This is a genomic window from Mesorhizobium sp. WSM4846 (genome assembly GCF_055811415.1).
In genome coordinates this window covers 324,483-350,222 of record NZ_JBVVPZ010000001.1, presented here as the reverse complement: position 1 = coordinate 350,222, position 25,740 = coordinate 324,483, and the positions used below count along the sequence as shown (strand labels likewise).

The window sequence follows — 25,740 nt, the reverse complement described above, 5'->3', positions numbered from 1 at the left end:
GCCGGGATCGCGATGAGCATTTTGCAGAAGCTCGTGCTTGCCTCGGGTTCGCCGCGCCGGATCGAACTGCTGCAGCAGGCCGGCATCGAGCCGGACCGCGTGCTGCCGGCCGGCGTCGACGAAACGCCGCTGCGCGCCGAGCATCCACGCTCGCTGGCCAAGCGCCTGTCGAAGGAAAAGGCCGAAAAGGCGCTGGCCTCGCTGCAGACGGAAGAGGATTATGCACCGAGCTTCGTGCTGGCCGCCGACACCGTGGTCGCCGTCGGCCGGCGCATCCTGCCCAAGGCCGAAACGTTCGACGACGTCGTCAATTGCCTCGGACTGCTGTCCGGCCGTTCGCACCGGGTCTATTCCGGCATCTGCCTGGTTACGCCGAGCGGCAAGCTGCGCCAGCGGCTGGTCGAGACCAGGGTGCGTTTCAAGCGGCTGCCGCGCGCCGAGATCGACGCCTATGTGGCCTCGGGAGAATGGCGCGGCAAGGCCGGCGGCTACGCCGTCCAGGGTCTGGCCGGCGCCTTCGTTGTCAAGCTTATCGGCTCCTACACCAACGTCGTCGGCCTGCCGCTCTATGAGACGGTGGCGCTGCTGGCCGGCGAGGGCTTCAAGGTGCATGCCAACTGGCAGTCAGTTCGGCCATGAACTCAGGTTCGGACGACAAGGTCACGCCGCTGCGCCCCAAGCGGCCCTGCCCCGAATGCGGCAAGCCGTCGGCGCGCGAGACCTACCCGTTCTGCTCCGTGCGCTGCAAGGACATCGACCTCAACCGCTGGCTCAAGGGCGCCTATGTCATTCCGGGCCGCGACGACGAGGACGAAACGGACAACGACCCTCCCAAATGAAGCTGTTCGGCACGGCTTGGTGACTTCGACCGCGTCCCATGAATCGACCTGTCCAGTGATTGCTCGTTTGCCGCTTGAAATCAACGCTTAGGCGCTGGACAGGCCGGATTCCCGTGCTATAACCCACGCGCTTTCAAGGGGCGCCTGCGGCGCTTTCAAGAAATCCGGCGTGCAGAACTGCCCGCGTGCCGGAACAGGCCCAGATAGCTCAGTTGGTAGAGCAGCGGACTGAAAATCCGCGTGTCGGTGGTTCGAATCCGCCTCTGGGCACCATCCCCTCTTCTCCCGAGAGTCTCTTTCGCCGAAGCTTCTACGCTTCTGTTCCGCCAACTAGCTGAAATCTTTTCCGATTTCGGCGCGTAAAGCGCGGATGGTCGGGTTTTGTGGAATTTTGGCGTAGTTGGTCTAACGAGCCGGGGGGCTGGTATTTTCGCTGGTATTGGAGATCCTGATGGTATCGATGGAGCCAAATGGAGGTCCCGAGAATGGCCCTTTCCGACGTGAAATGCCGAAATACCCGACCCGCTTCCAAGCTCGTCAAATTGTCTGACGGTGGCGGGCTCCAGCTTTGGGTTCAGCCTACCGGATCTCGCCTATGGCGCTTTGCCTATCGTTTTGGCGGCAAACAGAAGCTTCTAGCATTGGGCAGCTATCCTCTCATCTCCCTCGCTGAGGCACGCGAGTCGCGCGATACCGCCAAACGTCTCCTCCTACGTGGCATCGACCCCGCACAGGAGCGTAAGTGGCGAAAAAAGGCCGATTCGGCAAAGGACACCTTTCGCTCAATCGCGGCGGAATATATCGACAAGCTGAAGAAGGAAGGACGTGCCGACCGGACCATCACCAAGGTCAAATGGCTGCTCGACTTTGCCTATCCAACGTTTGGAGACAAAAGTGTTCGGGAGATCGATTCGGCCACGATTCTTGCCGTTCTCCGCAGCGTGGAGGTTCGCGGTCGATACGAGTCGGCTAGGCGACTGCGCTCCACCATCGGCAGCGTGCTTCGATACGCAATCGCGACCGCACGCGCCGAGGCAGATCCGACTATCGCCCTGAGGGGCGCACTCATCAGCCCGACGGTCACGTCGCGTGCCGCGATTACCGATCCTAAGGCCTTGGGAGGCTTGCTGAGAGCGATCGATGCATTTGACGGACAGGCTACAACCCGAGCCGCCCTGAAGCTGATGGCGTTGCTGTTTCCCCGCCCCGGCGAGCTGCGCGCGGCCGGATGGGACGAGTTCGATTTCAAAAGCTCGGTGTGGACCATCCCTGAAGGACGCATGAAGATGCGACGGCCGCACCGCGTACCGCTTTCAAGGCAGGCCGTCAGCATTCTGACCTCACTTAGAGAAATATCTGGAGGTGGATCGCTGCTGTTTCCTAGTGTTCGATCGAATTGGCGTCCGATTTCTGACAACACGCTTAACGCCGCCTTGCGTCGCATTGGCTACAGCAAGGAAGAAGCAACCGCGCACGGTTTTCGAGCAACGGCATCAACTCTGCTAAACGAATGCGGCAAGTGGCATCCGGACGCCATAGAGCGGCAGTTGGCCCACATTGAGAACAACGAAGTTCGCCGCGCCTACGCCCGGGCAGAGCACTGGGAAGAGCGAGTCAGAATGATGCAATGGTGGGCCGATTATCTGGATGAAATTGAGAACGCGAAACCCGCGGCTGAACTCAAACAAGTATGGTTGCAACCCCGGTCTCCGCACCTATCGTAACATGAAGGTCTGCTGTGGGCACATTAGGTTGGTGCGAGTATTTTCGGGCCCGCGGCCAAAACTGACTGCGCTACTGCGCCCGAGTCGACCGCCATGCGTTTCGCCCGCTCCACGATGTTCTGGGGTAGCGCCAACCATCGAATACGCTGCCATCGATGGTTTCGTTGATCGTCGACGTCCGAGCTTTGGTTCCCAGAACCGGTTGGACGCCGACCGTTCTAAATACCAGCTGCTGAAAAACTGATAGCTGCCACCTAAGAAGCTGGCTAGGAGTCGGATATGCGTGGCACGACGTTGGCTTGGTCGATATCCACGTCCCAGCGCAACTTGTGACCGAGCGCCGTAGCCTTGGCTATGAACCACTTCAGAGGGATCTGGACCAGCAGGTCACCTGCATACCCGCCCCCGACATTCGCATGAGCGCCGACAACCAGCGCTGCTCTACATCTCAAGAGGACGTGGCGAGGCTGGGGTTGCGCCTAGAAGCGTCGTCCGAGTCCAGAGCGTTGGCCTGAACGAGTTGCGAATCCTTGTCGATCGCCAACCCTAGCGGTATAGGCTCCCCGGCTGAAGCCGAGGACCGAACAGCTGGTCGCCCTCGTTGTAATGGTCGATTAGCCACTCATATGCGTCGGTGATCTCGTGATCGGGGCCGTAGCCGAAGAGACCTCCCCTCACCTTCTCTCCAAGGTGGGTCCCGACGCCAACGCCGCATTAGATAAGTTGCTGGGAAATCGTCCGGGTCGCACAGAGATTTGATGCGCCAGACGTTTGTGTTGTCGCCGACAGTGTTCCAGTGCCGTCGAGAAAGACGGCCACGCGTCTAGGATTGCTCATAGTTCCCTGCCTTTTCAACTTGCCGCGGCACGCAACCGTCGAACCACGCGATGGTAGGTAACGTTGCGCCAACAGAACTGACAGTGATCAAAGTTTCCAATGTTCCTGCAAATAGGCACCTAGGCATAAGCAGACACTCTGAAAACGATATAGTTGAACAAAATTGGGCGCTTCGTCGATTTGTCGACGACTTGGCCGGAGCCCGTGTTCCACGCCAAGGCGTTCCAATCCCAATGAGAAGAATCTCCCTGCGCGACAATGAACGAGCCGTGCCGGAGCGGCACCGAAGTTTGACTCTTCGCGAAATCAAGTCCGAGCTTGAAATGGAATACCTGCTTGTTCTTGTTCCTACTGAGAACGGACTGCACCACGCTGGATGTTAGGCCGACGAACGGCCTGAGAGCGGGTTGAGCCTTGGTCAACAGGCCCAGACCTTCTTTAAACGGACCGCTCCCGATTGCGTTAAGAATGGTTTCGTCGCCCTTGCTGATGACGTTGATGGTCTTTCCTTCGAACGCGATTCCGTTTTCGCCGACCGACACACCAAGAAAGATGGGAGACCCGCTGATCGCTGCACTTGCCCCATCCTTGGCTTCTGTGGTCAGCGCGAAACGCAATTCTTCCGGCTCATTCTGGAGTTGGTTTTTTCCGGTGAACTCGCATAGTATCTGGTGAGTGCCGCTGCCTGGGTACCTGTGTATCCAGAACTTTTCGAGCGTAATCTTGACCCTCGAGTTCTTTAGCGTCTCGTCAGGTTCGAGCGAGAACGCGCTTTGGATTTGCGCCAGCTGACCGCCCGATTCAGGAGGCAGGAAGCCGCACATCATTCCCGTATGGGCCCAGACCTGATTTCCCCAAGGGCTGGCCAGACCTTGTCCAACCCCGCCGCTGGGGAACAGCTCTTCCACCGCTTCATCGTCTCCGATGTCTTGGAGATAGCTCTTGATCGTCGCGCGGCTCTTGTAGCCGATACTGTTTTTGTCGCCTGGCACCTTAGGTTCTCACCCGGGTTGGCACTCGCTGCGTCACGTCGACTCGCTTAGCTCTCACGCGTGCCTCTACGTCTGCGAAAAGGTCTGTCCTGACGGGTTGGCTCATCTCAAGAGTCACTGCCAGGCCATATGGCACCTCCGCCGCGGCAAAGGGCGTCATTTCCGCCATTGCCTGAACACCGAGGAAAATATCGCCCGAACCGCCTTGCGGAATCAGGTTTTTGCCCTCGAAAACAAGGTGTTGGAGCGTACCGCGTCGCGCGGCCCGCCCGTCCGGCGAGAGTGTGCGTTTGATCCCTTTCCAGAAATCCCGTTTTCCATCGCCATCGACAACTTCGAGGCGGACACCACGGTAACGTCGCGTTATAGGATCGATCGGACTGCTCCAGGCGAGTGTGACCACGACCCGCCGAAGCTCGCGATTGTTGACCATCGCGCGGGGGATGGGAAGTCTGTACTCGTGGAGCGTATCGGGGAAAATTATGTCGTCGGCAAGCAGAGTGATGCGATTCCCTTGACCACTGAAGACCCTCGAATGATCGGGACGGCCATATCCTAGCACGCTGCTGATGGCTTCTTTCTTCCGGAGAGCTCCACCAGGGTAAAGTTCGTACAATATCTCGCCTGCGCCGCCCCACGTGCAGCCGTGAGCGAGCAGCGCCTTCAAGACGACCGCGCGCGTTTTGGCCTCCAGCCACTGCTCGCCGTTTTCGTCGAAGAGATCCTCCAGAACGTCCACCAGCCGCGCGGCTGTTCGTGTGGTGAGAGCCGCAGCGTTACTTGTACCCGTACTGCGCCTGACCAGGTTTTGGGCAGCGCCGACACCAGGCGCCGCGGTCACCTGACCGACGTCCGGGTGCTCGATTGCCCAGGCTGAAACGAAGCCTGCATCATCTTCCGAACGTGCCAGTTGCCGGCCACCGAGTTCGACAATGTCGGGTTTCACTGCTCTATTAACTCCAAGCCCAACGCTCGACGCGAGGTTTGCTACGCCCGACATCGTGTCAAAGGGATCCACGAAACCAAGAGGCGCTCCGACGGAACTGTCTCCATGTACCGCGCCCACAGTTAGTCCGTTGAGGGTTTCCGCGGGGCTCAGCATTATCCTGCCCCCCCTGCTCCGATTGAGAGCGCTAAGCAGAGCGATCTGCCGCTCTACTGGACTAGCCGTTTCGAATGCATTGCAGTCGGCGTAAGTGTCGACCGCGAAAGGCTCCATGTTGTTTCCGGCGCTGACGATAAAAAGCAGCCGGAAACGATGGCTAAGGTGGTCGAGCAGTTTCGCCCAGTAGCTCGCGCGCTGACCGAACGGCGCTTCTCGATCACAGATCGAATGGTTGATAACGACGACGTTTTCGGCCATGGGCCCCACGCCATCAGACCCTTCGACCAATGACAAGACCGCCCGATAAACTAGGCCAAGCGGAAGCTGATCCTGTGGTGTGCATTCTTCTGCGAGGTTTTGCGGCGCGCCAAGTATCGGCACCACTTGCAGTAGCCGGTCGATAGGAACAGTATCGTCACCCAAATCACCGTGGATAATGAGAGACGCCATAGCAGTACCGTGCCTGCGCCTTGCCACGGGGACGTTTACAGCATGAACGTCCACTTCGCTCACCCGCAGCCTATTCCTCAGCAGGACGTGGTTCTCGACTGGGTAGCCGTCGAGTAGCGCTACCACTGCGGGTCTTGCGTCAGGTGTCGACGGAGGATCACGATGATCAGAGACTGAGAATGCAGCATCCCCGGCCTCGCTGGTATAAAGCGACTGCGGTCGGACGCGCATCACGCGGTCGGCAGTCGACAGAGGGCCCTGGAGTGAGCCGAGGCAAAGCGCCTGCTCGTTTGGTAGCTCGACTAGAGCTGCCTGATATTGGATTTCTGGAATCGTAACGAAGTCGAGGACGGTTCCGGCGACCAGTGACATGAGATCGGTAACATATTCGCGTGCCGCCGCTCTCAAACTGAGGTCACTTCGGAACCAGAGATCAAGTTCCAACCGGATCGGTCGGTCTGGAAATTTTCGCATCATACGGTCGACAAAACGGGAGAGCGCAGGGTCGACCCTGTCTTTAGCCGACCATGTCCTGACGTCGTTCAAGTATGCGAAAAGAGGCCACCATTCCCCGTCGTGAGTCCTAGGCTTTGGCTGATTGGTGGAATACTGCTTCCATAGGGAAAGCACCTTCTGAAGACCGCGAATGGTAGGCATGGTGACATAGAGCATGCTCTGACCGCTGTCAGCGGCAGGCTCGTCTGCTTCCTCGCCTTCGTCTTCGTCGCTAGTGTCCTCATCGAAGTCTTCGCCTAGCCACTCAAACCCGGCCGCGCGTACCGCCGCGACAAATTTCGCCACGTTCGACAGCGGGCCGATCACTTCGAAAACGAGCGCGCGGTCGGGGGTTACTTCACTAGGGGACGTTGAAAGGTCTGCGCCGCTCAGGATCCGCCCAAGGCCACTTTCTATATCGCCGAATTTGGCGTCATGGCGCTTTGCTTGTTCTCCCCAAGAGATCGCCTTCGGGAACCTGGCCCGTTGACCTTTGATTCGCTTTCGCCTTGCCGGTTCTCTGCTTATTCTTACTATCGGTTTCTGTGCCACCCGACTGAGCCCCCCCAACGTCTCGACGTCTACTCCACCTGTCGAGCGCTTGGGCGAATGCATCGCTGGGCCTCAACTTCCCATGCGATAGCACAACTTTTCTGCGAGCGTCGAGTGTTACGGCCTCTATTTCAGAGAATGTCTCCCCCTTAAATATTTTCACGAAATTGTCGGCGCTTATACCTAATTCACCGAGAGCGTTCTCCGTCTTAAAATACCACTCCCGCAGTTCAGCCGCTCCGGGTTTTGGAAGTGTTAGGCGTATCTCGAATCTGCGCCAAACCGCCCTGTCGAGGAGCTCGGGATGATTGGTCGCGCAAATCACGATGCAACTGCTCGGCAGTGCGTCCATGTTCAGTAGCAAAGAGCTGACGACCCGCTTAATCTCCCCAGTTTCGTGAGCATCAGCGCGTTCCTTCCCAACACTGTCAAACTCATCAAAGAAGAGGACACAAGGCGTCCGGGTAGCATATTCGACGACTGATTGAAGTCTCGAGGCCGTCTCGCCTAAATAACTGCCAACCAAGCCATCGTAGCGAACAGTGAAAAACGGAAGCGCAAGTTCTGTGGCGACCGCCTCGGCAAGGCTCGTTTTTCCAGTGCCGGGTGGGCCCACCAACATTATCGTATGGCGTGGCTCGAGCGAATGCGAGCGCAGCAACGCGGTCTGCCGGACTTCGTTAATCAGCTCCTGAATTTCCCATAGAATTTCTTTTACAAGGACGAGTTGCTCTAACCGGCGCGCTGGCGCAACCTCACGTAGCAGCGGCTGAAGACTTTCGGGTAACATGCTCGAACCTCCGCCGTAGAATCGCGCCGGCGACTGCTCGCGCACCAAGGTTCGCCCGGAATTGTCGCGCTTGTTCTGACGATGAGCCTCTTCGATAAGTGCAGTCAGGGTATCGCGGGTTCCGTTGCCATTCCCAGTTTCCGGTCGCAGCTTGTGAACGGTTGTGTGTTTGGCCATCTAATCTTCCTTCGCCACAGCCTCGGCGCGGCCTACGATTCCATCCGCCACAAACCACTTTGCCTCAACATCATTAACGACTGCTGCACGGCACGCAAGCCGATCAATCCTGAACCCTGGAACTATGCACTACCATGGTGCCTTTTAGTCATCGGCCTTATCGTGCAAGCACTCCGTAACACGGTATGTCAGGAGATTTGTTCCCCGCCTGCCGCGTCTACGTCTCCGTCGGATCCTCGCGGCGGTACCGCCGACTTCAGGATATCGAAAAATGGAAACGCCGCCCGCGATTAACCGCAGACTATGGCTGCTTTGGGTCAGATCACCATGACGCTTGCACCGAAATAAAAGCCTGCTTGTGTCGAACAACGGTCGGCAACCGGCCTAAACGCGACATCCGAGTAGTGGCTAGTCGATCGCTCCCAGAGCAAAGCTTCCGATCGTGGTGCGGTGCCATCGCCGATTTCGATCGGCTACTCGAAATTGTCTTGGCCCCACGTCTATGTCGAAAATGGCGTATCAGTTTCGGCACATAAGACAGCTATTTCATGGTGGCGGTGTTCGGGACGACGACGGCGCTCAGCATAACGGCTCAAATTTCGACACTAAAAGAAGCTGCGAAAAGGCCAACGGGGCACTCGCCGTTGGTTAGCCTCGGTCGTGTAATGCAACGGCAACGGCGAGCCGTCCGCTGACATGCCCCACGGGTAGCTCTCCTGCGGTGATCCACCCGTTCACACGTTGCTGCCAGTTTAAGCCGAACGAACCTAGTCAGGCCCCTTCCGCTTAACGCGCTCTTTTTCTTTAAGTCGACACGGTCCCTCGCTGCGAATGGCAACCCAGGATGCAACTTGTGGCTTTCGACAACAACACGCCAGGAGCTCAGGAGCGAGGCAGCGCCCATGAAAAGTGATGCAATCTCGTATCCCCCACGAGGTCTAACCCGTGAGGAAGCAGCTCGCTACATCGGTGTCGGATCGACGCTTTTTGATGAAATGGTCGCCGATGGGCGCATGCCGAAGCCCAAGCGCATCAACAGCCGCGCTGTCTGGGACCGGGTGGCTCTCGACATAGCTTTCACCTCGTTGCCGGATAAAGATAGCGGTCTTCAAGAACTGCTGGAAAGAAGCAGACGGGACAGAGAAAGAAGATAACCAATACGCTCGTTGCGTATACGCTGCAGGCGTCGTATGATCGTTGCCGTACGGAGGGGCGTGACGTGAACGAGAATGAGAAGATTGCACAAGAAGTGAAAGCCTGGCGGGCCAAGGGAGGATTCACTGCCGAAGCCGCAGCTAAGGTGCTGGGAATACCGAAACGCACATTCGAAGGCGTAGAGCAAGGCAGAGGCTTCCCTTACCCGGTGCTCCTGCGCGTTGCCATCGAAAGCGAAGCCCTTCCGCTACAGGCGATGCTGGAGAACTCCCCGCGCGTTGAGCACCAGCGGCAGAAGTCTGGAAGGAGGGTTTGATGGCTAGGCCCTTCAAGGATGCGCGATACCCTGGGGTCTCTTCGCGTCTCAAGAACGGCAAGCTAGCTTATCGCTACCGCGCAAAAGGCATGCCCGAACTCCGCCTTCCCGGTAAGCCCGGCGATCCGGAGTTCGAGGCGGCTTACGAGAAGGCCACGCAGGGTCAAGGCAAGAAGGCAGTTATCATCGATTTGCCCGGTCGGGCACTGCCAAAAACCTTTGGCCATGCCGCGCGTCGGCTTGAAACGACAATGGAGTGGCTGGATTTTGATGAAGCCACGCAGCAGAAGAATGCGCGACTGATCGAGCGTTTTCTCAACCTGCGGGTCGATCCCAACTACCCACTCACCTGGCGCGATACTCCTGTCGAACATCTCGACGCGGATCGGCTTCGCGCCATCATTGAAGGCATCTTCAGGACAAACCGCACCGTCGCCAAACACATGTTGGTCGCCATCAAGAAGCTTCTATGGGTCGCGACCGATGTCGAAAAATGGATCAAGCCGCAGGATGATCCATCGCTATCTATCCGTGTGCGGGTGCCCAAATCGACCAAGAACCCAGCTTGGCCAATTGCGATGCGCGAAAGGTACGAGGAGCGACACCTAATCGGCACAGCCGCACGCACCTGCTATGCACTCGGCTTCTGGCTTGGAAATCGGCGCGGGGATATCGCTGCTCTTGAGTGGGACGATCTTTTGACCGAAGAAATCGAACTGTTCGACGGCTCGCTGGTGCTAATCGAGGCCTTTGATTTCCGCCAGAAGAAAAACCGCAACCGCCATGGCGGGAGGGAGATGTTCATTCCAGTCGTAGACAAGCTAGCAGCGGCCTTGGAGCCGCTTGATCGCTCGAAGGGCGGCACTGTCTTAAAGAACGCGTATAGCAGGTCATTTTCGGAAAAGAGCCTGACGGGGATGATGCAGCACTGGACGCGGCAGGCGGGACTTCCTAGCGGCTACACGCTCCATGGCCTGCGCCGCACCTTCGGCACCTACCTCGCTGAATGCAACATCCAAGCGCGGGCTATCATGGAGGCGATGGGCCATTCCTCCATGACGGTAACAGATGAATATGTGCGTGAGGCCAACAAGAAGCGGATCGCGGTTGATATTGTTCGTGCCATCAACGAGCGCGAGGCCAAGCGTGACGCCATGAAGCGGCGGGCAAACCTCCGCATTGTCAAATAATCAAATCGAGTCGGAACAAACCGGGACCACGGTGTTTGCTTTGGGCCCATAATGAGCCCAAAACGTTTTGGGCCGAGGGCAGTTTTTGTCAATAAAATCAATGGTTATGGTGGGCCCGGAGGGACTCGAACCCCCAACCAAGCGGTTATGAGCCGCCGGCTCTAACCATTGAGCTACAGGCCCCACACGCGGCTGGATTAATGTTTTTCCCCGAACCGCACAAGGCTTTCCGGACGGGCTGGCCGAAATCGTCCAAATCCGCCCATATTCAGACATTAGAGCGACGTGCGTCCACTTAGACGCGCAAAAAACGCTCTAACGCTTTAAACCTACGCAATCGCGCTTCCCGAAATCGATTCCGATTCTTGGGCCGATGCGGTAGTCGACAAGCGCGACTGGATCGCAGACCGAGGAGATTTTTATGACCAGACATCTTTTACCCTTGGCGCTCGCCGCCGCAATCGCTTTTCCGGCGATGGCCGGCGCGGCCGATTCGCCGCCGCAGCCCCGGATCGTCGTCACTGGCGAAGGCGAAGCGACCGCGGCCCCCGATCTGGCGCTGCTGACGCTCAGCGTCATGCGTGAGGCCAAGACCGCGCGTGCCGCGCTCGATGCCAACAACGACGCGATGGCCTCGGTGATCGCCGCAATGAAGTCGGCCGGCATCAAGGAGCGCGACCTGCAGACAGCCGGCATCCAGATCAGCCCGCGCTACAATTATACCAACAAACCGGACGGCAGCCAGGAGGCCGAACTCATCGCCTACCAGGTGACCAACACGCTTTCGGTGCGCATCCGCGACATCGACAGGACAGGCGAGATTCTCGACAAGGCGGTATCGCTCGGCGTCAACCAGGGCGGCGGCATCTCGTTCTCCAACGAGGATCCAACGGCAACTGTCACCGAAGCCCGCAAGAAGGCGGTCGCCGACGCAATGGCCAAGGCCAGGGCGCTGGCCGAAGCCGCCGGCGTCAGCATCGGGCGGGTGCTGGAAATCACCGACCAGAACGTCGCGCCGCCGCCGATACCGATGACCGCCAAGGCCTTTGATGCGGCCCGCGAATCGGTTCCGGTGCAGGCTGGCGAGAATTCCTACGCGGTACAGGTCACAGTCACTTTCGAGTTGAAGTGACCGCCCGCTGAAGGCGGCTGTTGCAGCAACATTGACTTTGCTGCATGAAAAACCCCGGAGGACTGGTCCTCCGGGTTTTTTTCGAGCCTCACCCTTCTATCTCAGGGGGCTCTACTCCAGACCGACCTTCGCAGAAGGTCATACTACCAAGTGGGCCATTGCCGGTCGGCAACGTGCGAACGCTTACCGGTAGAGGACCGGGCAGCCGCGCTCATTGGCGAACACGACCACGACGCGGTCGCCATACTGGCGGCCCGCCACTTTCACGGTGCGGCGGCCGACGTCGATGATACGGGCGCGGCGCAGACCCATGCGCTCTGCCTTGCCGAGGGCACGATTTGGCGAGCAGGACCGGCGCCAGTCGCGTTCGCGGCGGCGTTCGCGGTAGTAACCATCGTCATCGCCGGAATAGACGCCGACGCGCGGTTCGTCGTTGTTGCCGAAGCCGAGATAGATGCTGTCTGCATGGGCTGTGGCGGGGATGGCGGCAAGCGTGCCGAGGCCGATAAGCGCCGAAAGGGCCACCGTCTTGATCGTGTTGAACATGTCTTCTCTCCTTGTTCAGGGCTTCCGCCCGCCTTTGATCGAACCAATGTGTCTTGGTCGAACCGATGGCGAGGAGAATGCGCTTGCGTATCTGAACTTTTTACGAACCGGCCGTTCATTTCTGGTTCATGTAGAAACAAGCAATTGCGCAGTCTTCTCGGCTTACCGGTTCTGAACAATCCGGTCGGTTCTGAACCATTTGGGTCGAAAACGCGCTGTCGGGCAGCCGGTTCCGGTTCCTGAAGGCCCGTCGCTAGGGCTCGTCGTCCAGCATGTGCTCGAAATAGTCGTCGGGCTCGGCGAGATCGGTCTCGCTGGCGCTGACCCGGCCCCGCATGGAGATGCCCGCCTCATGCACCGTCTCGGCACTGCCTGAAACCAGCCTGTGCCACCAGTAGAGATCGTGGCCCTCGGCGACCAGCCGGTAGGCGCAGGTTTTGGGCAGCCAACTGATGAAGCGCACATTCTGCGGCGTCAGACCGACGCAGTCCGGGACACGCGCCAGCCGGTTGGCATAATCGGAGCAGCGGCAAGTTTCGGCGTCGAACAGCCGGCAGCCGACGCTCGTCCAGTAAATCGCGCCAGTGTCTTCGTCCTCGAGTTTCGACAGGCAGCATTTGCCGCAGCCGTCGCAAAGCGATTCCCACTCGGCCGGGGTCATCGCCTCGAGCGTCTTGGTTTTCCAGAACGGCGTTTCCATCGTCGGGATGTGGCCCCTGACCGGGTGAAGGTCAAGCACCGCAACAGACGCTGACCCCGCCGGCACCATAGGCCGGCACCATAGGAATAACACGAAGTCGCCTTCAAAACGCCGGCCAATTGCCCTTCGTAGCCGTTAATGCCCGCTAACCGGAACCAATCCGGTTGATGAACAGTTTGGGCCGGGATGGGACGCCAAAGGAGGATTTTTAATGAAACGCCAACCACGGATTCTGGCAGGCACGGCACTTGGCCTGCTGATGGCGTCCGCGCCGTTGGGCGCATTCCCGTTGCAGGGCAGTGCCGCGTTCGACCCACCGCAGAATACCGCCACGCCGTTGATCCCCGTGCAATCGAATTGCCCCGAAGGCGAGTCGGCGGAAGGCTGCGCACCGCAGGCGGAACCGGAGCAGAAGCCTCGCAAGAAGCGCGAGGAACAGGCCGCTCCTTCCGGCGAGGAGCAGCAGGGCGGTCAGCGCAGGAAGAAGCGCGAGCAGCAACAGCAGGAGGAAGCCGCGCCGGCCGAACGGCCCGCCGAGCAGGCCGCACCTGCCAGCGACGAACAGCCCGAACCGCGCAGGAAGAAGCGTGACCGGCAACAGCAGGAGGAAGCCGCACCAGCCGAACGGCCCGCCGAGCAGGCCGCACCTGCCAGCGACGAACAGCCCGAACCGCGCAGGAAGAAGCGCGACCGGCAACAGCAGGAGGAAGCAGCACCTGCCGAAAAGCCCGCCGAGCAGGCGGCGCCTGCCAGCGACGAACAGCCCGAACCGCGCAGAAAGAAGCGCGACCGGCAACAGCAGCAGGAAGCCGAGCAGGCTGCGCCTGGCGAAGAGGTCGCACCCGCAAATGACAACGAGCAGGTCACGCCGCGCAGGAAGAAGCGGGAACAGGACCAGCAGATCGAAGCCGCACCATCCGAACAGCCAGCCAGCAAGGAAGCCGGCGAGCAGGCCGAGCCGCTTCCGACCGACCAGCAAACGGCTCCCGCTGAGGGCGACAAGCCCCGGGATCAGGCCAGGGAACGCGGCAAGAAGCCTGTCGACGAACAGCCGGTGACAGGCGAGCAGCCTTCAACCGGCGAGCAGCCCGCCGAGCGCGAACAGGCCGCGCCCGCCGAAGGCGAAGGTCCGGCACAAGGCGAGGCTCCAGTGTTCGACAGCCAGAAGGATGCCAGGCGCAAGCGCAAGGGCGGCAGGGACAACGCGCAAGAGACCGGCGGCCAGGACGCGGGTGGTCAGCCCACCCAGCAGGACGGCGAACAGGCGGAAGCCCCGAGGCCGGCTCCGGTCGACCAGGGACCGCCGCCCACCGACGACAGGGCGGCCCAGCAGGCGATCAAGCTTGAGAGGATGGTTCGGGCGACGGAGGAAAAGGGCAGACGCGTTGAGCGTGCGCCCGACGAGGAAAACATTCGCCGCCGTCGTGAACGCCCGCGCGGGGTCGACGTCGTCAGGGAACTCGGCGACCGCGTCATCCTCCAGTTCAACAACCAGACGATCGTCGAAAGCGACGATGCGCCGCGCATGCGGCGTGGCGCGCGGAACGTCTACTATGAGGAGTTGTCGAGCAATCGCACCCGGGAAATCGTCGAGCGTGACAACGGAATCCAGATCGTCACCATCCGCAACCGCTACGGCGACGTCGTCCAGCGCTCACGCATCGCGCCCGATGGACGCGAATATGTGCTGAGTTATGTCGACGAGCGGCACTACGAGGACGATGGCGACTGGCGCGATCCGGGCGACGACCTGCCGCCGATTCGGATCGACATTCCGCGCGAGGAGTACATTCTGGATTCCGAGGAGGTCGAGGATCCGGAAGACTACTATGCCTTCCTTGAACAGCCGCCGGTGGAGAGGGTGCAGCGCCTCTACTCGATCGACGAGGTCAAGCGCTCGGCCCGCGTGCGCGACATCGCCCGCCGCATCGACCTCGACACGCTGAACTTCGAATTCGGTTCAGCCTCGATCCCCGAAACCGAGGTGCAGAAACTGGAAGGCGTCGCCACCGCCATGGAGAAGCTGCTGGAGAAGAACCCGGCGGAAACCTTCCTGATCGAAGGCCATACCGATGCCGTCGGCAAGCCGGAGGCGAACCTCGCTTTGTCCGACCGTCGCGCGGAGGCGGTCGCCGAAGCCCTGAGCAATGCCTTCAGCATCCCGCCGGAGAACCTGACGACACAGGGCTATGGCGAGGAGTATCTCAAGGTCGATACGTCGGAGCCGGAGCGCGAGAACCGTCGCGTCGCCATCCGCCGCATCACCTCGCTGGTGGCGCCGGTCGCCAGCGCGAATTAACTCGCAATTCCAGGAACCTGAACTGGTTTCTGGAATCTATGCGGGAAGACATAGCCCACCCCGGATTCTCCGGGTTGGGCAATTTCCGGCAATCAGCCGAGGTTGAAGGAGAATGTAAGTCGCGATTTAACAGGCATTGAATCGCGAGGTCGTCCACCCCAGATTCTGGCTAGGGCTTCCCTGCCCTGTCCCGACTCCAGCGGGACACATGAGCCCCGCCGGTTCCCCCTCGCCGGCGGGGTTTTGTTTTCGGCTTCGGTTGGGAAACGAGGGCTATGCCGGTGCCAGTCAGTAGATATTTTTCACGTTGGTTTTCGAATTCGCAAACACCTCGTCGGGCACGAAGAAGTCACCGGCGAGCGGGCCTATCGCATCAGGCGCATAGATCGAAAAATTGCTGACGCCCTCCGCGCGCAGCACCTCCTCGTCGATGTAGAAATTGCCGGTCGCTTCGCGCGACGGCCTGAGCAGGATCGCATGCGCGGCATCGGCCATGATATCGGGCGAACGGCTCATCGCCGCCACTGTCGCCCCGCCCAGAAGATTGCGCACCGCTGCCGTATCGATCGTCGAGATCGGCCACAGTGAATTGACGGCGATGCCGTCCCTGGCGAACTCCGCGCTCATGCCCAGCGTGCACATCGACATGCCGAATTTGGCCATCGTATAGGCGACATGGTTCTTGAACCATTTGGCCTTCATGTCGAGCGGCGGCGCCAGATTCAAGATGTGAGGATTGTCGGCCAACTTCAGGTGCGGAATGCACATTTTGGAAACCAGGAAGGTGCCGCGTGTGTTGATCTGGTGCATCAGGTCGTAGCGCTTCATGTCGGTTTCCAGCGTGCCGGTGAGTTGGATGGCGCTGGCATTGTTGATGCAGGTGTCGATGCCGCCGAATTTTTCGACGGTCCTGGCGACCGCCTCGGCCACCTGCCCCTCCTCGCGTATGTCGCACAGCATCGGCAATGCCTTGCCGCCGGCCTGCTCGATCTCCTCAGCCGCCGTATAGATCGTGCCCGGCAGCTTCGGGTGGGGCTCGGCGGTCTTGGCCGCGATGGTCACATTGGCGCCGTCGCGCGCGGCGCGCAGCGCGATCGCCAGCCCGATGCCGCGCGACCCGCCGGAGATGAACAGCGTCTTTCCCTTGAGCGACATGTCTTGCGCCTCCGTTGCAAATCGGTTGGTCGTGATCCTTGCCCGCGCCGTCGCCGGATACAAGAGCGGGGAGCATCGAGAGATGGTGACGCTGCGGAGCCGCCACGGAATCCAATGGACTCAACGGCGGAGTAATACATATTCTGTAGAATGAGGTTGAATATAGAATGGCCCTGTCGATCAAGAACACGGAAGTCGAGCAATTGGCGCGGGAACTTGCCCGCCGCCGTCGCGTGTCGGTGACGGAAGCGATCCGTCAAAGCCTCGATCGCGAGGTTGCGCGCGAGCGGCTTGTGCCGCGCGACGAGCCCGACGACCCTTTTCAGCGCCTAATGGCGATCGCCGAAAGAGCCGCGCAGGTACCGAAACGCCAAGATGCGATGACCGACGTCGAAATCCTCGGCTACGACGAACTCGGAATCCCGACGCGATGATCATCGACTCCTCTGCCTCGTCGTTATTTCACGTGCGGAACCAGGTGACGATTTCCGGCTGACGGAAATCGAACCGGCTGTGTAGTCCACCGTCAGACCAGCACCAGGCCTTGCCGCATGGCGATGGCGATGGCGTCGGTGCGGTTGGCCGCACCTAGCTTGATCAGGATCGCCGCGACGTGGAACTTCGCCGTATGCACGGAAATGTTCAGGCGCCGCGCGATCACCTTGTTGGGCGCGCCCTCGGCCAAAAGCGCCAGCACTTCGCTCTCGCGCGGCGACAGCACCGGCCGGCCGGCGCTGTCGCCGACCGGCTCCACGTCGGAGAGGTCGTCGTCATGGAAAGCAAAATCGTCATGCCGATCGGACAAGGGGCGGCCCTCGCCCGAGATCCGATAGCCAGCCGCCGCCAGTCGCGCGGCGGCAGCGATCAGCAGATCGTCCGCTGCCGCCGGCAGTACGGCAAACACGGTATCGGCCGGCCGCTGCCGGCTCGCTCGTTGCGACAGGAGCACCCGAGGTATCGCAGGATCGTTGGGCCCGCCTTCCACGCCGCCTCTTTCCAGGTAAACGCCATCGACGATCGCGACATCCGCTCTGTCGGCGCTATTGCTGCTACCGGCCACAATCGGCAGCAGATCGCCGGTCGCGGCAAGAGCGGTGGACAGGTGCTCGGCGCGCACGACGTCATCGAGCGCGATCAGCACCGTCAGCCGCCGCCCCGTGATCCTGTGACTTGCCATCGATCTTCTCAGTTTAGCGGCTTTTCGCCGATGGTCAGCACGACGTCGCGCCATTCGCCGCCGCGCACCACGCCGAGCGTCACCGACGCGCCGGCGCTGTCCGGCCCGAGCCTGCGGATCAGCTCGCGCGGGCCATGCACGGCCTCGCCGTTCCACGACACGATGATGTCGCCAAGATGCAGGCCGGCCGCCTTCGCCGGGCCGTTGTCGTCGAGGCTCATCACCATCGCGCCTTGCGTGTCGCCGGTGCGGATTGGATGCAGGCCGGCGCCGAGATAGCCGCGCGCGACATGGCCCTTCTCGCGCAGTGTCGCCACCGCCCGTTCGATCGTCTCGTAAGGCATGACCAGCGCCCGCCGGCGCGGCCCGAACAGCAGCATGCCGATCAGTGCGCCCTTGGCGTCGAGCACCGGGCCGCCCTCGAAACGGCCACCGGCATTGACGGCCAGATTGATGCGCCGGTCGATCGTGCCGCCGCGCATCGAGCGCCAGGCCGGACCGACCTCACCAACCGTTCCGAATGCAGCGAGCGACGCACCGTCGCTATTGCCGACGGCAATGGCAAGATGGCCCGGCCGCGCCGTGCCTGCCTCGGCCAGCGGTCGCACGTCCGGTGCGCCGGTCGGCTTCAGAAGGGCGGTCCCGGTGGATGGATCGCGGCCGACCAGCTCAGCCTTCACCTTGTCGCCCGAAGAAAGCGTCAGCTCGATCTCCTCGCCGGCCTCAACCGCCTCCTCGGCAGCGACAAAATAGCCGTCGCGCCAATGGAAGGCGGTCGCGGTGCGATGCTGATCCGTAGCGAAGCTCGCCGTCGCCGGCGCCGCTGCGGCGGCGATATCGGCTATGGCCTCGGAAAATGCGCTCAGATTGAAGTCGCTCATGTCGGTCTCCTGGGTCTTTTTTCGCATCGTCCCGAAAATCGGCATCGATTTGTCGGAAAGCACGATGCGAGAACTCAAAGTCTTAGAGCGTGCTTGAGCGCCCAATGGACGCTCGTCGCTCTAACCCAGATATCGCTCGGCAGCGCGTTGGCGGGTACTCGCCTGACGGCTAGTTGGGCGTTGGACTGGCCATCTGGTCAGGTCGCGGCCGATCCGGCCGCTCCGCACATATAGGCATCCTTCATCTTGCTCTAAAGACACGGAGCCCTGCCATGTCCCTCCCCGCCCAGCAATTGCAGTTCGACGATGCGCTGCTCGACGATTATTCGGCAACGGTCGCTGATGCCGTGGACCGCATCGGTCCCGCCGTCTGCCGCATCGAGCGCATCGGTGGTGCCGGCGGCCTGGGCTCCGGCTTCGTCATCACACCGGATGGGCTGGTCGTCACCAATTTCCACGTCGTTGGCGATGCCCGCAGCGTCCGTGTTACGATGCCGGACGGCGTCTCCAGAGAAGGCCGTGTTCTCGGCCGCGACCCCGACACCGACATCGCGCTGGTGCGTGCCGACGGCAGCTTTGCCGATATTGCACCGCTCGGCGATTCCAAGCGCCTGCGGCGCGGCCAGATCGCCATTGCCATCGGCAACCCGCTCGGCTTCGAATGGACCGTCACATCAGGTGTCGTCTCGGCGCTGGGCCGCTCGATGCGTGCCTCCACCGGCCGGCTGATCGACGATGTCATCCAGACCGACGCAGCGCTCAACCCCGGCAATTCCGGCGGACCGCTGGTGTCGTCGGCGGGCGAGGTTATCGGCGTCAACACCGCCATGATCCATGGCGCGCAAGGCATTGCCTTCGCGGTTGCCTCCAACACCGCCAATTTCGTCATTTCCGAGATCATCCGCTTCGGCCGCGTCCGCCGCGCCTTCATCGGTGTCTCCGCCGATACGACAAACCTGCCGCGTCGCGCCGCCCTTTTGTCGCAAGTGTCGAGCAGCACGGCTGTGCGCCTGCGCAGTGTCGAGGCGAACAGCCCGGCCGCCAGAGCAGGCTTGAAAGAGGGCGACATCATCGCCGCCATCGACGGCCGCCCGGTCACCGGCGTCGACGATCTGGTGCGCTTGCTCGACGCCGAGCGCATCGGCCGCGAGACGCTGTGCACGGTGGTGCGCCGCTCCGGCATTACTCAGGTCACGCTGATGCCGGAGGCGCGGGCCTGACAACTAACGCGGCGCAAACATCTGGCCAAGCAGCGAAACCAGCAGCACTGCCAGCTCGCCGGTCGGATCGAGGTCCGGATCGAAAATGGTCATGTCCATGCCGGTGCAGCGCGGGTCCGCCACCAGCCCCGCGAGGATGACGACGAGATCGTCGGGATCGATGCCGGGACTGCCTGGTGAATCCACCGCCGGCATCACCGTCTGGTCGAGCGCATCGACGTCGAAATGCACCCAATAGGCCCAGCCGGTTCGCGCCAGCGCGGTCCAGGTCTTTTCCAGGACCTTTGCCGCGCCAAGCTCTCGCACGGCAAAGACATCGATCAGCGTCATCGTGGTCGAATTGATATCCGGCCAGGCAAAGTCGGGGTCGCGGTTCTCGCGTTCGCCGATCTGGATCACCTGTTCGTCCGCAACAAGCGGGCTTGCGATCTCAGGCCAGTCGGTCAGCAACGGCTCACCGCGTCCGGTTGCGAGCGCAAGGTCCATGCCGGCGGCCGAGCCGAGTGAAGCATCGACGTCGTAATTGCCCGGATGGCGGAAATCGCTGTGGCCGTCGACATGGACCAGTGCCATCGGACCAGACCGCCGTGCGCCAGCCAGCGCGCCAAGCAGGACCGCGCAGTCGCCGCCGACGACCAGCGGGAACTCGCCTCGTCTCAGCGCGCCGGCAACCACTTCGGCGAGTCCGAGATTGAAGCTGCGTATCGCACTGCCGTTGCGCAGCCGGGTGCCGGGCTGCGGCTCCGTGCTATACGCAGGCCGATCAAGATCAACGACTTTGAGGGGCGCAAGCGTCTCGATCAGGCCGGCTTCCGTCAATGCCTGCGGCGCACGCCACGTCCCCGGAATATGACCTGGCCTCAGCGGACGCAAACCAAGGTTTGAGGGCGCGCGGACAAGGCAGATTTCACGCATGGAATGGGCCCAGGCTGATGAGTTCAGCATAGACCGCAAAGACGTCGTCGGCCACGCGGCTGGAGGCTTCAGGTGATATCTACAGACAATTCCTGCCAGCCGCTATCCCGCTCAGCCCGCCGCGCCTTCAACAAACTGCTCCAGAAACTCGGCGCTCGGCGGGATCGGCTTGATCACGTCGATCAGCACGCCATTGGGGTCTTTGGTGATGAAATGGCGCTGGCCGAAGGCTTCGTCGCGGAGCGTTCGCAGGATTGGCAGGCCGGCGGCGATGACCCGCTCATAGATAGCATCGGGGTTCTTGACCTCGAAATTGATCAGCAGGCCGGAGGTCCGGCCTCGCCCTTCCTCAGGAATGGTTTCATGATCGCCCTGGACGATGCCGAGATTGACGCGGCGATCCTCGGTTGATTGCAGATGCACGTACCAGTCGCTCTCGAACAGCGGCTTGAAGCCGAAGTGCGCGACATAGAAGGCCTTCGTGCCGGCAACGTCGCCCGTCATCAGCACCGGGTAATAGCTTGTCGTCTTCATCTTTCCTTCTCCCGTCAAATAACATACAGTCTGCATGCAAATACGCATTAACATACAGGCTGAATGTATGCAACAAAGAACCGCGCGCCGCTCCAACCGCGATCGCACCGAAGCGACGCGCGCCGAGCTGATCGCCGCGGCGCGAAAACTGTTCACCGAGAAGTCCTATGCGGAGACCGGCACGCCAGAGATCGTGGCTGCGGCCGGCGTCACGCGCGGCGCGCTCTATCATCACTTTGCCGACAAGCAGGCGCTGTTCGCCGCAGTGGTCGAGCAGGAGGCGGCGGCTGTGGCGGAAGAGATCGAGCGCGCCTCGCCGCCCTCGCTGTCTGCCCGCGACGCACTGATCGCCGGCTCTGATGCCTATCTTGCCGCCATGCGCGCACCCGGCCGCACCCGGCTGCTGCTGCTCGACGGGCCGGCCGTGCTCGGCCGCGCCGCCATGGACGAGATCGACAACCGGCACGGCAACCGCTCGTTGCGCGAAGGCCTGGTTGCCGCGATGCGCTCGCAGTCCATGATGAGATTGCCGGTGGAAGCGCTGACCGCGCTGCTTGCCGCCGCCTTCGACCGCGCGGCGCTCGCCATCGAAGCAGGCGCTTCGACCGAGGACTACCGTGCCGTTCTCATGGCGCTGATTGATGGTCTGTCGCCCCAGGCCCCTGGTTCGGCTCGAACTCGTTGAAACAGCCAAGCTGGCGCTTGAACTGGTCGATCAGCCAGGCCGCAGCCGGCTTCGGGCTGCGGTCGGCGCGGTGCATGGCATAAAGCGGCGCGCGGACTTCGCGATACGGCTCCAGATCGAGTTCCACCAGCCGGCCGTTGGCCACATCGTCAGCAATCAACCATCGCGGCAGTCCGCCCCAGCCCAACCCTTCGCGCATCAGCGCGTGCTTGGTTCGCATATCCGTAAGTCGCCAGGTGCGGTAGGCATAGACGCCGTAGTCGCGCCCTTTGGTGCGCTCGGACTGGTCGCTGACGACAAGTTGGATGTGTTCGCGCACCTCCTCCAGCGGCACCGGCTTGGGAAGCAGCGCCAGCGGATGGGTTGGCGCGGCCGCCGGCACCATCGACATGAAGCCAATGCGCACAAGATGCGCGTCGACCTCGCCCAGCAGGCCGCCAATACCGAGATCGGCATGTCCATTGACGACATGATCGGGGATCAGCCCGAGCGTGCCGGCATGCAGGCGCAGCATCACGGTTGGAAATTGCGCCTCGAACGCCTTCAACACGCGCACCAGCACGGTGGAAGGCAGCGCCACATCGACCGACAGCGCGACTTCAGCCTCCAGGCCCTGTTTGTGGCTGTCGACGCGAGAGCGGATGCGCTGCAATACGCCGACCATGCGCCGCGCATCTTCCAGCGTCGCCCGGCCGACATCGGTCAGATGCGGCTCGCGCGTGCCCTCGCGCTCGAACAGTTTCAGCCCAAGCTGTGCCTCGAGATTGGCGATAGCGTAGCTAATGACCGACTGCGCTCGGTTGAGCTTGCGGCCGGCGGCGGAGAAACTGCCGGTGTCGGCGACGGTGACAAGGATCTGAAGCTGATCAAGTGTCGGGTTTGGCTGCATCGTCATATCCACTATTTAGATGGAACATACATAAAATTTGCCGGTTTTTCAAATAGGTCAGTTCGCCCATATAGGTCGGGAAAGATCATTCGAACCCTGGAGACCCGCCATGTCCATCCTTCTCGTCACATCCAGTCCGCGCGGCAATGCCTCGCATTCGACCCGCATCGCCACTGAACTTGCAGAAAAGCTGCTCGCCGCAGATCCTTCGGCCAAGCTCGTCGCACGCGATCTCGTGGCAAACCCGCTGCCGCACATCGATCCTGACTATTCGACCGGCATCTATACGCCCGCCGAGGCCCGCACCCAGCGCCAGGCCGAGGTCGTCGGCGTTTCCGACGGCGTGCTCGATGAACTGTTTGCGGCCGACACCATCATCCTGGCCACCGGCTTCATCAATTTCGGCATCTCGTCGACGCTGAAATCCTGGGTCGACCACATCTCCCGCACCGGCAAGACTTTCTCTTATGGCGAGAACGGCCCGAAGGGCCTCGTCAACGGCAAGAAGGTCTATATCGTCCTCGCCTCGGGCGGCATCTATTCGGAAGGCGCTGCCGTGCAGATGGATCACGCCATCCCTTACCTGCGCAGCGTGCTTGGCTTCATCGGCATGACCGACGTCGAAGTCATCCGCATCGAAGGCGTCGGCATGGGGCCGGATGCGGTCGCTGCCGCTCTGGCCAAGGCATCAGCCAAGGTGGATGCTTTGGTGACCTCGACCGTAAGCAAACAGGCGGCGGCGGCGTAGGCCACCAGCCGTCGGTAACTCTAGATTAAAGGCAGGCGCCTGACAGGGCGCTTGCCTTGTTCGTTTCAAGAAGCGCCGGAGACCGAATGCGGTCTCACCCGAACATCTTCTCGCCCTGCTCGTCGACCAGCTGAATGCCCTTTTTGATCGAGATGTCGACAGCGTCGTCGAGCCCGGCAAAACGATCGGCGCGGATGAATTTGTGCTCCTTCACCACGCCGTCGATCTCCTTGGAAACCACGCCGCAGGTCTGGTATTGGCCTTCCGCCTTGTACGGCGTGGCGCTGATCAAAAATCCCTTGTGCTCGATCTGCTTTGCCGGTGCAGCACTCTTTGGCTCGCCCGCGTCACCGCCGCCACCGCCGAAAAGACGTTTCAGAAAAGACATGGGCGCGCCCTCCAACGGCTATCATCCTGCATCACATAGCGTGCTGCAGGATGATTTCACTAGCGATCCTTAGGCAAACGGGCAAGGGCCGCATCCGGCCTGGAAGTCAGTCGGGCGACAGCGCTTCGAGGGCTTCGGCCGCCCCTTTCAATATCGCGATCGCCTCGGCCTGTTTTTCAGCGGGCGCGTCGACAATGTCGCCGAGGGCTGCGCGCAGCCGGTGGCGCACGGCGCGCAATTCGTCGCGCTTTTTCGAACCGCCGCGGCCGCGACGTCCGCTATCCTCGCCATCGTCGTTCCAGCCGAACCAGTCACGCGCCTTTGCCATCTTGCGGCCGAAACGCTCGAGATGATCGAGCACATGGTCGATCATCTCGCGATTGTCATTGAGATGCGCCTGCCCTGCCTCGGTAATCGAAAACACCTTCTTGTTGCCTTCCGCCGACGAGACGGCATAGCCGGCCTCTTCCAGGAAGGTCAGCGTCGGATAGACCACGCCGGGGCTCGGGCTGTAGACGCCGCTGGTGCGTTCCTCCAGCGCCTTGATGATGTCATAGCCGTGGCGCGGCGCCTCGGCCAGCAGCGACAGCGTGATCAGCTTGAGATCGCCGTCGGCCAGCATACGCCCGGCGCGGAACATGTCGCCCGGCCCGCCGCGCCCGCCGCCCCTCATACCGTGGCCGAATGGGCCGAAGCCGCCGCCACGACCGCCGAACTTGCCGGCCATATGCACGAAAACGCGCTCGGCATGCTCGCCGAAATGATGATGTCCGTGCATTGTCTGCTCCTTGAGTTATGTCTTACGATATATCTCAATTTTGCGGATGAGGCCGTTGAGTCAAGATATATCTTACGATGTATCTGAGAACGTGCCACCAGATTGATTTCGTCACCGAGCTTGGCCAATACCGGTTACCAGCGGCCCTTGCGCCGGTTCCAGGCATAGAGAAGATCGGCGAAGCGATCATAGGCATAGCGCGTCAGCGGCAGCACGGCGCGGTTGCCGAACAGCGCTGCCAGCCAGCCCTCGCCCGGCGTTCTCAACCAGACGGCAATTGCGACGTCGGCGCCGACCAGCAGCTTGCCGTCCGCATCGGTTGCGTGCAGCCGGCGGCGGATGTCGTCCAGCGACACGCCGTATCCGGCCAGCGCCGCCGGTTCGGCATTGATGTCGCGAAACGCGATCCGCCCGGCCTTGATCGCCTCGACCAGCCGCCGCTTCTGCCTGACGATGCCGGCATCGCAAACCGGACAACGGGTATTGTACCAGCTGGTCAGCAGAGGCTTGGGCATGTGTCTCGAGGCGCGAGTTGAAATGCTGTGCTGACTATCCGGGAAAACCTTCGCCCCGCAACATTTCGGCCAGACACATTCCGGGCCAGCCACCTTCGGGCCAGACTGGCCGGCGCCGTCGAGCAGCGCCTGACCGTCCGATGTCCGGCAGCTGCGCGGGTCTATGGCCGCGCAACGCCTCAGCCGAGCGAGGCGATGATCTCGCGATAGGCCAATTCCGGGAACGCCTTGAGCGTCCGCGTCCTCACGTTACCGCCTGTCGCCAGCATCAGCGAGAAACGAGCGAGCACCGCATCGTCGGGCGCTTCGACGACCGCCACCATGTCGCATTCGCCCATGGTGAGATAGAACGCCTTGAACGAGCCGCCCATGTCTCCCAGCAGCTTCTTGGCGGCATCGAGCCGCTTCGGCGACTCGCGCACATTTCTGGCGCCCTGCTCAGTCCAGTTGATCAGCACGATGTAGGTTGTCATGCACACCTCCTCCGGAGGCCTCGGAGCGCGGCGTCACCGCCGGGGCGGGCATCCGGGTTTGTCGCCCAGAAAATTGCATCCGA

27 protein-coding genes and 2 tRNA genes are annotated in these 25,740 nt (G+C 61.4%); 13 read left to right on the top strand and 16 right to left on the bottom strand.

The window, feature by feature from the left end:
• Window positions 1–12: 12 nt before the first annotated feature.
• The 4 genes from AC0L15_RS01740 (at window position 13) to AC0L15_RS01725 (ending at window position 2,563) form a co-directional block, all read left to right on the top strand.
• Window positions 13–639: a Maf-like protein gene (locus tag AC0L15_RS01740; RefSeq protein ID WP_287246483.1), complete on the top strand. Its 627-nt coding sequence runs from the start codon at window positions 13–15 to the stop codon at window positions 637–639.
• Window positions 636–839, top strand: a complete 204-nt coding sequence (gene yacG, locus AC0L15_RS01735) for a DNA gyrase inhibitor YacG (protein WP_027155506.1) — start codon at window positions 636–638, stop codon at window positions 837–839. The genes AC0L15_RS01740 and yacG overlap by 4 nt, the downstream gene beginning before the upstream one ends.
• 197 nt (window positions 840–1,036) lie before the next feature.
• Window positions 1,037–1,112, top strand: a tRNA-Phe gene (locus AC0L15_RS01730).
• A gap of 212 nt (window positions 1,113–1,324) precedes the next feature.
• Window positions 1,325–2,563, top strand: a complete 1,239-nt coding sequence (locus AC0L15_RS01725; protein ID WP_473495830.1) for a tyrosine-type recombinase/integrase — start codon at window positions 1,325–1,327, stop codon at window positions 2,561–2,563.
• A gap of 956 nt (window positions 2,564–3,519) precedes the next feature.
• Here the strand turns inward: AC0L15_RS01725 and AC0L15_RS01720 are convergent.
• From AC0L15_RS01720 to AC0L15_RS01710, 3 genes are read right to left on the bottom strand one after another with little or no spacing between them, the layout of a single operon-like run.
• Window positions 3,520–4,392 (bottom strand): hypothetical protein, encoded by an 873-nt coding sequence (locus tag AC0L15_RS01720; RefSeq protein WP_254022424.1) that lies wholly within the window; start codon window positions 4,390–4,392, stop codon window positions 3,520–3,522.
• 1 nt (window position 4,393) lies between these two features.
• Window positions 4,394–6,994, bottom strand: a complete 2,601-nt coding sequence (locus AC0L15_RS01715; RefSeq protein ID WP_473495829.1) for a S8 family serine peptidase — start codon at window positions 6,992–6,994, stop codon at window positions 4,394–4,396.
• The gene (locus AC0L15_RS01710) at window positions 6,876–7,961 is read right to left on the bottom strand and encodes an AAA family ATPase (RefSeq protein ID WP_473495828.1); all 1,086 of its coding nucleotides are present in this window, start codon (window positions 7,959–7,961) and stop codon (window positions 6,876–6,878) included. The genes AC0L15_RS01715 and AC0L15_RS01710 overlap by 119 nt, the downstream gene beginning before the upstream one ends.
• A gap of 902 nt (window positions 7,962–8,863) precedes the next feature.
• On the opposite strand from AC0L15_RS01710, the gene AC0L15_RS01705 reads away from it, so the two are divergent.
• From AC0L15_RS01705 to AC0L15_RS01695, 3 genes are all read left to right on the top strand, one after another.
• On the top strand, window positions 8,864–9,115 hold the full coding sequence (locus AC0L15_RS01705; protein ID WP_473495827.1) for a helix-turn-helix transcriptional regulator: 252 nt from the start codon (window positions 8,864–8,866) through the stop codon (window positions 9,113–9,115).
• Between the two features lie 65 nt (window positions 9,116–9,180).
• The gene (locus AC0L15_RS01700; protein WP_473495826.1) at window positions 9,181–9,432 is read left to right on the top strand and encodes a helix-turn-helix domain-containing protein; all 252 of its coding nucleotides are present in this window, start codon (window positions 9,181–9,183) and stop codon (window positions 9,430–9,432) included.
• A complete protein-coding gene (locus AC0L15_RS01695; RefSeq protein WP_473495825.1) occupies window positions 9,432–10,622 on the top strand; it encodes a tyrosine-type recombinase/integrase in 1,191 nt (396 codons plus the stop codon). Before AC0L15_RS01700 ends, AC0L15_RS01695 begins: the two co-directional genes overlap by 1 nt.
• A gap of 107 nt (window positions 10,623–10,729) precedes the next feature.
• Here the strand turns inward: AC0L15_RS01695 and AC0L15_RS01690 are convergent.
• Window positions 10,730–10,805: transfer RNA gene (locus AC0L15_RS01690), tRNA-Ile, on the bottom strand.
• 238 nt (window positions 10,806–11,043) lie between these two features.
• On the opposite strand from AC0L15_RS01690, the gene AC0L15_RS01685 reads away from it, so the two are divergent.
• Window positions 11,044–11,754, top strand: a complete 711-nt coding sequence (locus AC0L15_RS01685; RefSeq protein ID WP_287246481.1) for an SIMPL domain-containing protein — start codon at window positions 11,044–11,046, stop codon at window positions 11,752–11,754.
• A gap of 183 nt (window positions 11,755–11,937) precedes the next feature.
• Here AC0L15_RS01685 and AC0L15_RS01680 read toward each other — a convergent pair whose 3' ends face one another.
• Together AC0L15_RS01680 and AC0L15_RS01675 are read right to left on the bottom strand one after the other, a co-directional pair.
• Window positions 11,938–12,300, bottom strand: a complete 363-nt coding sequence (locus tag AC0L15_RS01680) for a hypothetical protein (protein ID WP_287246480.1) — start codon at window positions 12,298–12,300, stop codon at window positions 11,938–11,940.
• A 253-nt stretch (window positions 12,301–12,553) separates the two neighbouring features.
• Complete coding sequence (locus AC0L15_RS01675; protein ID WP_287246614.1) at window positions 12,554–13,000, bottom strand: YcgN family cysteine cluster protein; 447 nt, start codon at window positions 12,998–13,000, stop codon at window positions 12,554–12,556.
• A 211-nt stretch (window positions 13,001–13,211) separates the two neighbouring features.
• Here AC0L15_RS01675 and AC0L15_RS01670 point away from each other — a divergent pair, with 211 nt between their 5' ends.
• Entirely contained in the window at window positions 13,212–15,299 is a 2,088-nt protein-coding gene (locus AC0L15_RS01670; protein WP_287246479.1) for an OmpA family protein, read from the top strand.
• A 288-nt stretch (window positions 15,300–15,587) separates the two neighbouring features.
• On the opposite strand, the gene AC0L15_RS01665 is transcribed toward AC0L15_RS01670, so the two are convergent.
• Complete coding sequence (locus tag AC0L15_RS01665) at window positions 15,588–16,454, bottom strand: SDR family oxidoreductase (RefSeq protein ID WP_287246478.1); 867 nt, start codon at window positions 16,452–16,454, stop codon at window positions 15,588–15,590.
• A gap of 167 nt (window positions 16,455–16,621) precedes the next feature.
• On the opposite strand from AC0L15_RS01665, the gene AC0L15_RS01660 reads away from it, so the two are divergent.
• Entirely contained in the window at window positions 16,622–16,888 is a 267-nt protein-coding gene (locus AC0L15_RS01660) for a type II toxin-antitoxin system VapB family antitoxin (protein ID WP_287246477.1), read from the top strand.
• Window positions 16,889–16,980: 92 nt separating this feature from the next.
• On the opposite strand, the gene AC0L15_RS01655 is transcribed toward AC0L15_RS01660, so the two are convergent.
• Both AC0L15_RS01655 and AC0L15_RS01650 read right to left on the bottom strand, forming a co-directional pair.
• Complete coding sequence (locus tag AC0L15_RS01655; protein ID WP_287246476.1) at window positions 16,981–17,631, bottom strand: helix-turn-helix transcriptional regulator; 651 nt, start codon at window positions 17,629–17,631, stop codon at window positions 16,981–16,983.
• Between the two features lie 8 nt (window positions 17,632–17,639).
• Complete coding sequence (locus AC0L15_RS01650) at window positions 17,640–18,512, bottom strand: S1C family serine protease (protein WP_287246475.1); 873 nt, start codon at window positions 18,510–18,512, stop codon at window positions 17,640–17,642.
• Window positions 18,513–18,784: 272 nt separating this feature from the next.
• On the opposite strand from AC0L15_RS01650, the gene AC0L15_RS01645 reads away from it, so the two are divergent.
• Window positions 18,785–19,732, top strand: coding sequence for a S1C family serine protease (locus AC0L15_RS01645; RefSeq protein WP_287246474.1), 948 nt, complete (start codon window positions 18,785–18,787; stop codon window positions 19,730–19,732).
• Window positions 19,733–19,735: 3 nt separating this feature from the next.
• Here AC0L15_RS01645 and AC0L15_RS01640 read toward each other — a convergent pair whose 3' ends face one another.
• Window positions 19,736–20,647, bottom strand: coding sequence for an arginase family protein (locus AC0L15_RS01640; RefSeq protein ID WP_353813027.1), 912 nt, complete (start codon window positions 20,645–20,647; stop codon window positions 19,736–19,738).
• A 111-nt stretch (window positions 20,648–20,758) separates the two neighbouring features.
• Window positions 20,759–21,181 (bottom strand): VOC family protein, encoded by a 423-nt coding sequence (locus AC0L15_RS01635; RefSeq protein WP_023799742.1) that lies wholly within the window; start codon window positions 21,179–21,181, stop codon window positions 20,759–20,761.
• 67 nt (window positions 21,182–21,248) lie between these two features.
• Here AC0L15_RS01635 and AC0L15_RS01630 point away from each other — a divergent pair, with 67 nt between their 5' ends.
• Window positions 21,249–21,866: a TetR/AcrR family transcriptional regulator gene (locus tag AC0L15_RS01630; RefSeq protein WP_287246472.1), complete on the top strand. Its 618-nt coding sequence runs from the start codon at window positions 21,249–21,251 to the stop codon at window positions 21,864–21,866.
• Here the strand turns inward: AC0L15_RS01630 and AC0L15_RS01625 are convergent.
• Entirely contained in the window at window positions 21,808–22,755 is a 948-nt protein-coding gene (locus AC0L15_RS01625) for a LysR family transcriptional regulator (RefSeq protein ID WP_287246471.1), read from the bottom strand. The two genes, AC0L15_RS01630 and AC0L15_RS01625, sit on opposite strands and share 59 nt — an antisense overlap.
• A gap of 109 nt (window positions 22,756–22,864) precedes the next feature.
• Between AC0L15_RS01625 and AC0L15_RS01620 the strand changes: the two genes are divergently transcribed.
• Window positions 22,865–23,503, top strand: a complete 639-nt coding sequence (locus tag AC0L15_RS01620) for an FMN-dependent NADH-azoreductase (RefSeq protein WP_287246470.1) — start codon at window positions 22,865–22,867, stop codon at window positions 23,501–23,503.
• A gap of 94 nt (window positions 23,504–23,597) precedes the next feature.
• Here AC0L15_RS01620 and AC0L15_RS01615 read toward each other — a convergent pair whose 3' ends face one another.
• The 4 genes from AC0L15_RS01615 to AC0L15_RS01600 form a co-directional block, all read right to left on the bottom strand.
• The gene (locus AC0L15_RS01615) at window positions 23,598–23,891 is read right to left on the bottom strand and encodes an HlyU family transcriptional regulator (RefSeq protein WP_027151173.1); all 294 of its coding nucleotides are present in this window, start codon (window positions 23,889–23,891) and stop codon (window positions 23,598–23,600) included.
• 106 nt (window positions 23,892–23,997) lie between these two features.
• Window positions 23,998–24,669, bottom strand: a complete 672-nt coding sequence (locus tag AC0L15_RS01610) for a PadR family transcriptional regulator (RefSeq protein WP_287246469.1) — start codon at window positions 24,667–24,669, stop codon at window positions 23,998–24,000.
• A 134-nt stretch (window positions 24,670–24,803) separates the two neighbouring features.
• The gene (locus AC0L15_RS01605) at window positions 24,804–25,184 is read right to left on the bottom strand and encodes a thiol-disulfide oxidoreductase DCC family protein (RefSeq protein ID WP_473495824.1); all 381 of its coding nucleotides are present in this window, start codon (window positions 25,182–25,184) and stop codon (window positions 24,804–24,806) included.
• A gap of 179 nt (window positions 25,185–25,363) precedes the next feature.
• Window positions 25,364–25,657 carry a GYD domain-containing protein gene (locus AC0L15_RS01600; protein ID WP_023799749.1) on the bottom strand — a complete coding sequence of 98 codons (294 nt, stop codon included), beginning with the start codon at window positions 25,655–25,657 and terminating at the stop codon, window positions 25,364–25,366.
• Window positions 25,658–25,740: the final 83 nt, after the last annotated feature.

Coding starts and splice junctions, on each gene's coding strand:
- AC0L15_RS01740 (WP_287246483.1), top strand. CDS start 13: ATGAGCATTTTGCAGAAGCTCGTGCTTGCCTCGGGTTCGCCGCGCCGG.
- yacG (WP_027155506.1), top strand. CDS start 636: ATGAACTCAGGTTCGGACGACAAGGTCACGCCGCTGCGCCCCAAGCGG.
- AC0L15_RS01725 (WP_473495830.1), top strand. CDS start 1,325: ATGGCCCTTTCCGACGTGAAATGCCGAAATACCCGACCCGCTTCCAAG.
- AC0L15_RS01710 (WP_473495828.1), bottom strand. CDS start 7,961: ATGGCCAAACACACAACCGTTCACAAGCTGCGACCGGAAACTGGGAAT.
- AC0L15_RS01705 (WP_473495827.1), top strand. CDS start 8,864: ATGAAAAGTGATGCAATCTCGTATCCCCCACGAGGTCTAACCCGTGAG.
- AC0L15_RS01695 (WP_473495825.1), top strand. CDS start 9,432: ATGGCTAGGCCCTTCAAGGATGCGCGATACCCTGGGGTCTCTTCGCGT.
- AC0L15_RS01685 (WP_287246481.1), top strand. CDS start 11,044: ATGACCAGACATCTTTTACCCTTGGCGCTCGCCGCCGCAATCGCTTTT.
- AC0L15_RS01680 (WP_287246480.1), bottom strand. CDS start 12,300: ATGTTCAACACGATCAAGACGGTGGCCCTTTCGGCGCTTATCGGCCTC.
- AC0L15_RS01675 (WP_287246614.1), bottom strand. CDS start 13,000: ATGGAAACGCCGTTCTGGAAAACCAAGACGCTCGAGGCGATGACCCCG.
- AC0L15_RS01670 (WP_287246479.1), top strand. CDS start 13,212: ATGAAACGCCAACCACGGATTCTGGCAGGCACGGCACTTGGCCTGCTG.
- AC0L15_RS01665 (WP_287246478.1), bottom strand. CDS start 16,454: ATGTCGCTCAAGGGAAAGACGCTGTTCATCTCCGGCGGGTCGCGCGGC.
- AC0L15_RS01660 (WP_287246477.1), top strand. CDS start 16,622: ATGGCCCTGTCGATCAAGAACACGGAAGTCGAGCAATTGGCGCGGGAA.
- AC0L15_RS01655 (WP_287246476.1), bottom strand. CDS start 17,631: ATGGCAAGTCACAGGATCACGGGGCGGCGGCTGACGGTGCTGATCGCG.
- AC0L15_RS01650 (WP_287246475.1), bottom strand. CDS start 18,512: ATGAGCGACTTCAATCTGAGCGCATTTTCCGAGGCCATAGCCGATATC.
- AC0L15_RS01645 (WP_287246474.1), top strand. CDS start 18,785: ATGTCCCTCCCCGCCCAGCAATTGCAGTTCGACGATGCGCTGCTCGAC.
- AC0L15_RS01640 (WP_353813027.1), bottom strand. CDS start 20,647: ATGCGTGAAATCTGCCTTGTCCGCGCGCCCTCAAACCTTGGTTTGCGT.
- AC0L15_RS01635 (WP_023799742.1), bottom strand. CDS start 21,181: ATGAAGACGACAAGCTATTACCCGGTGCTGATGACGGGCGACGTTGCC.
- AC0L15_RS01630 (WP_287246472.1), top strand. CDS start 21,249: ATGCAACAAAGAACCGCGCGCCGCTCCAACCGCGATCGCACCGAAGCG.
- AC0L15_RS01625 (WP_287246471.1), bottom strand. CDS start 22,755: ATGCAGCCAAACCCGACACTTGATCAGCTTCAGATCCTTGTCACCGTC.
- AC0L15_RS01620 (WP_287246470.1), top strand. CDS start 22,865: ATGTCCATCCTTCTCGTCACATCCAGTCCGCGCGGCAATGCCTCGCAT.
- AC0L15_RS01615 (WP_027151173.1), bottom strand. CDS start 23,891: ATGTCTTTTCTGAAACGTCTTTTCGGCGGTGGCGGCGGTGACGCGGGC.
- AC0L15_RS01610 (WP_287246469.1), bottom strand. CDS start 24,669: ATGCACGGACATCATCATTTCGGCGAGCATGCCGAGCGCGTTTTCGTG.
- AC0L15_RS01605 (WP_473495824.1), bottom strand. CDS start 25,184: ATGCCCAAGCCTCTGCTGACCAGCTGGTACAATACCCGTTGTCCGGTT.
- AC0L15_RS01600 (WP_023799749.1), bottom strand. CDS start 25,657: ATGACAACCTACATCGTGCTGATCAACTGGACTGAGCAGGGCGCCAGA.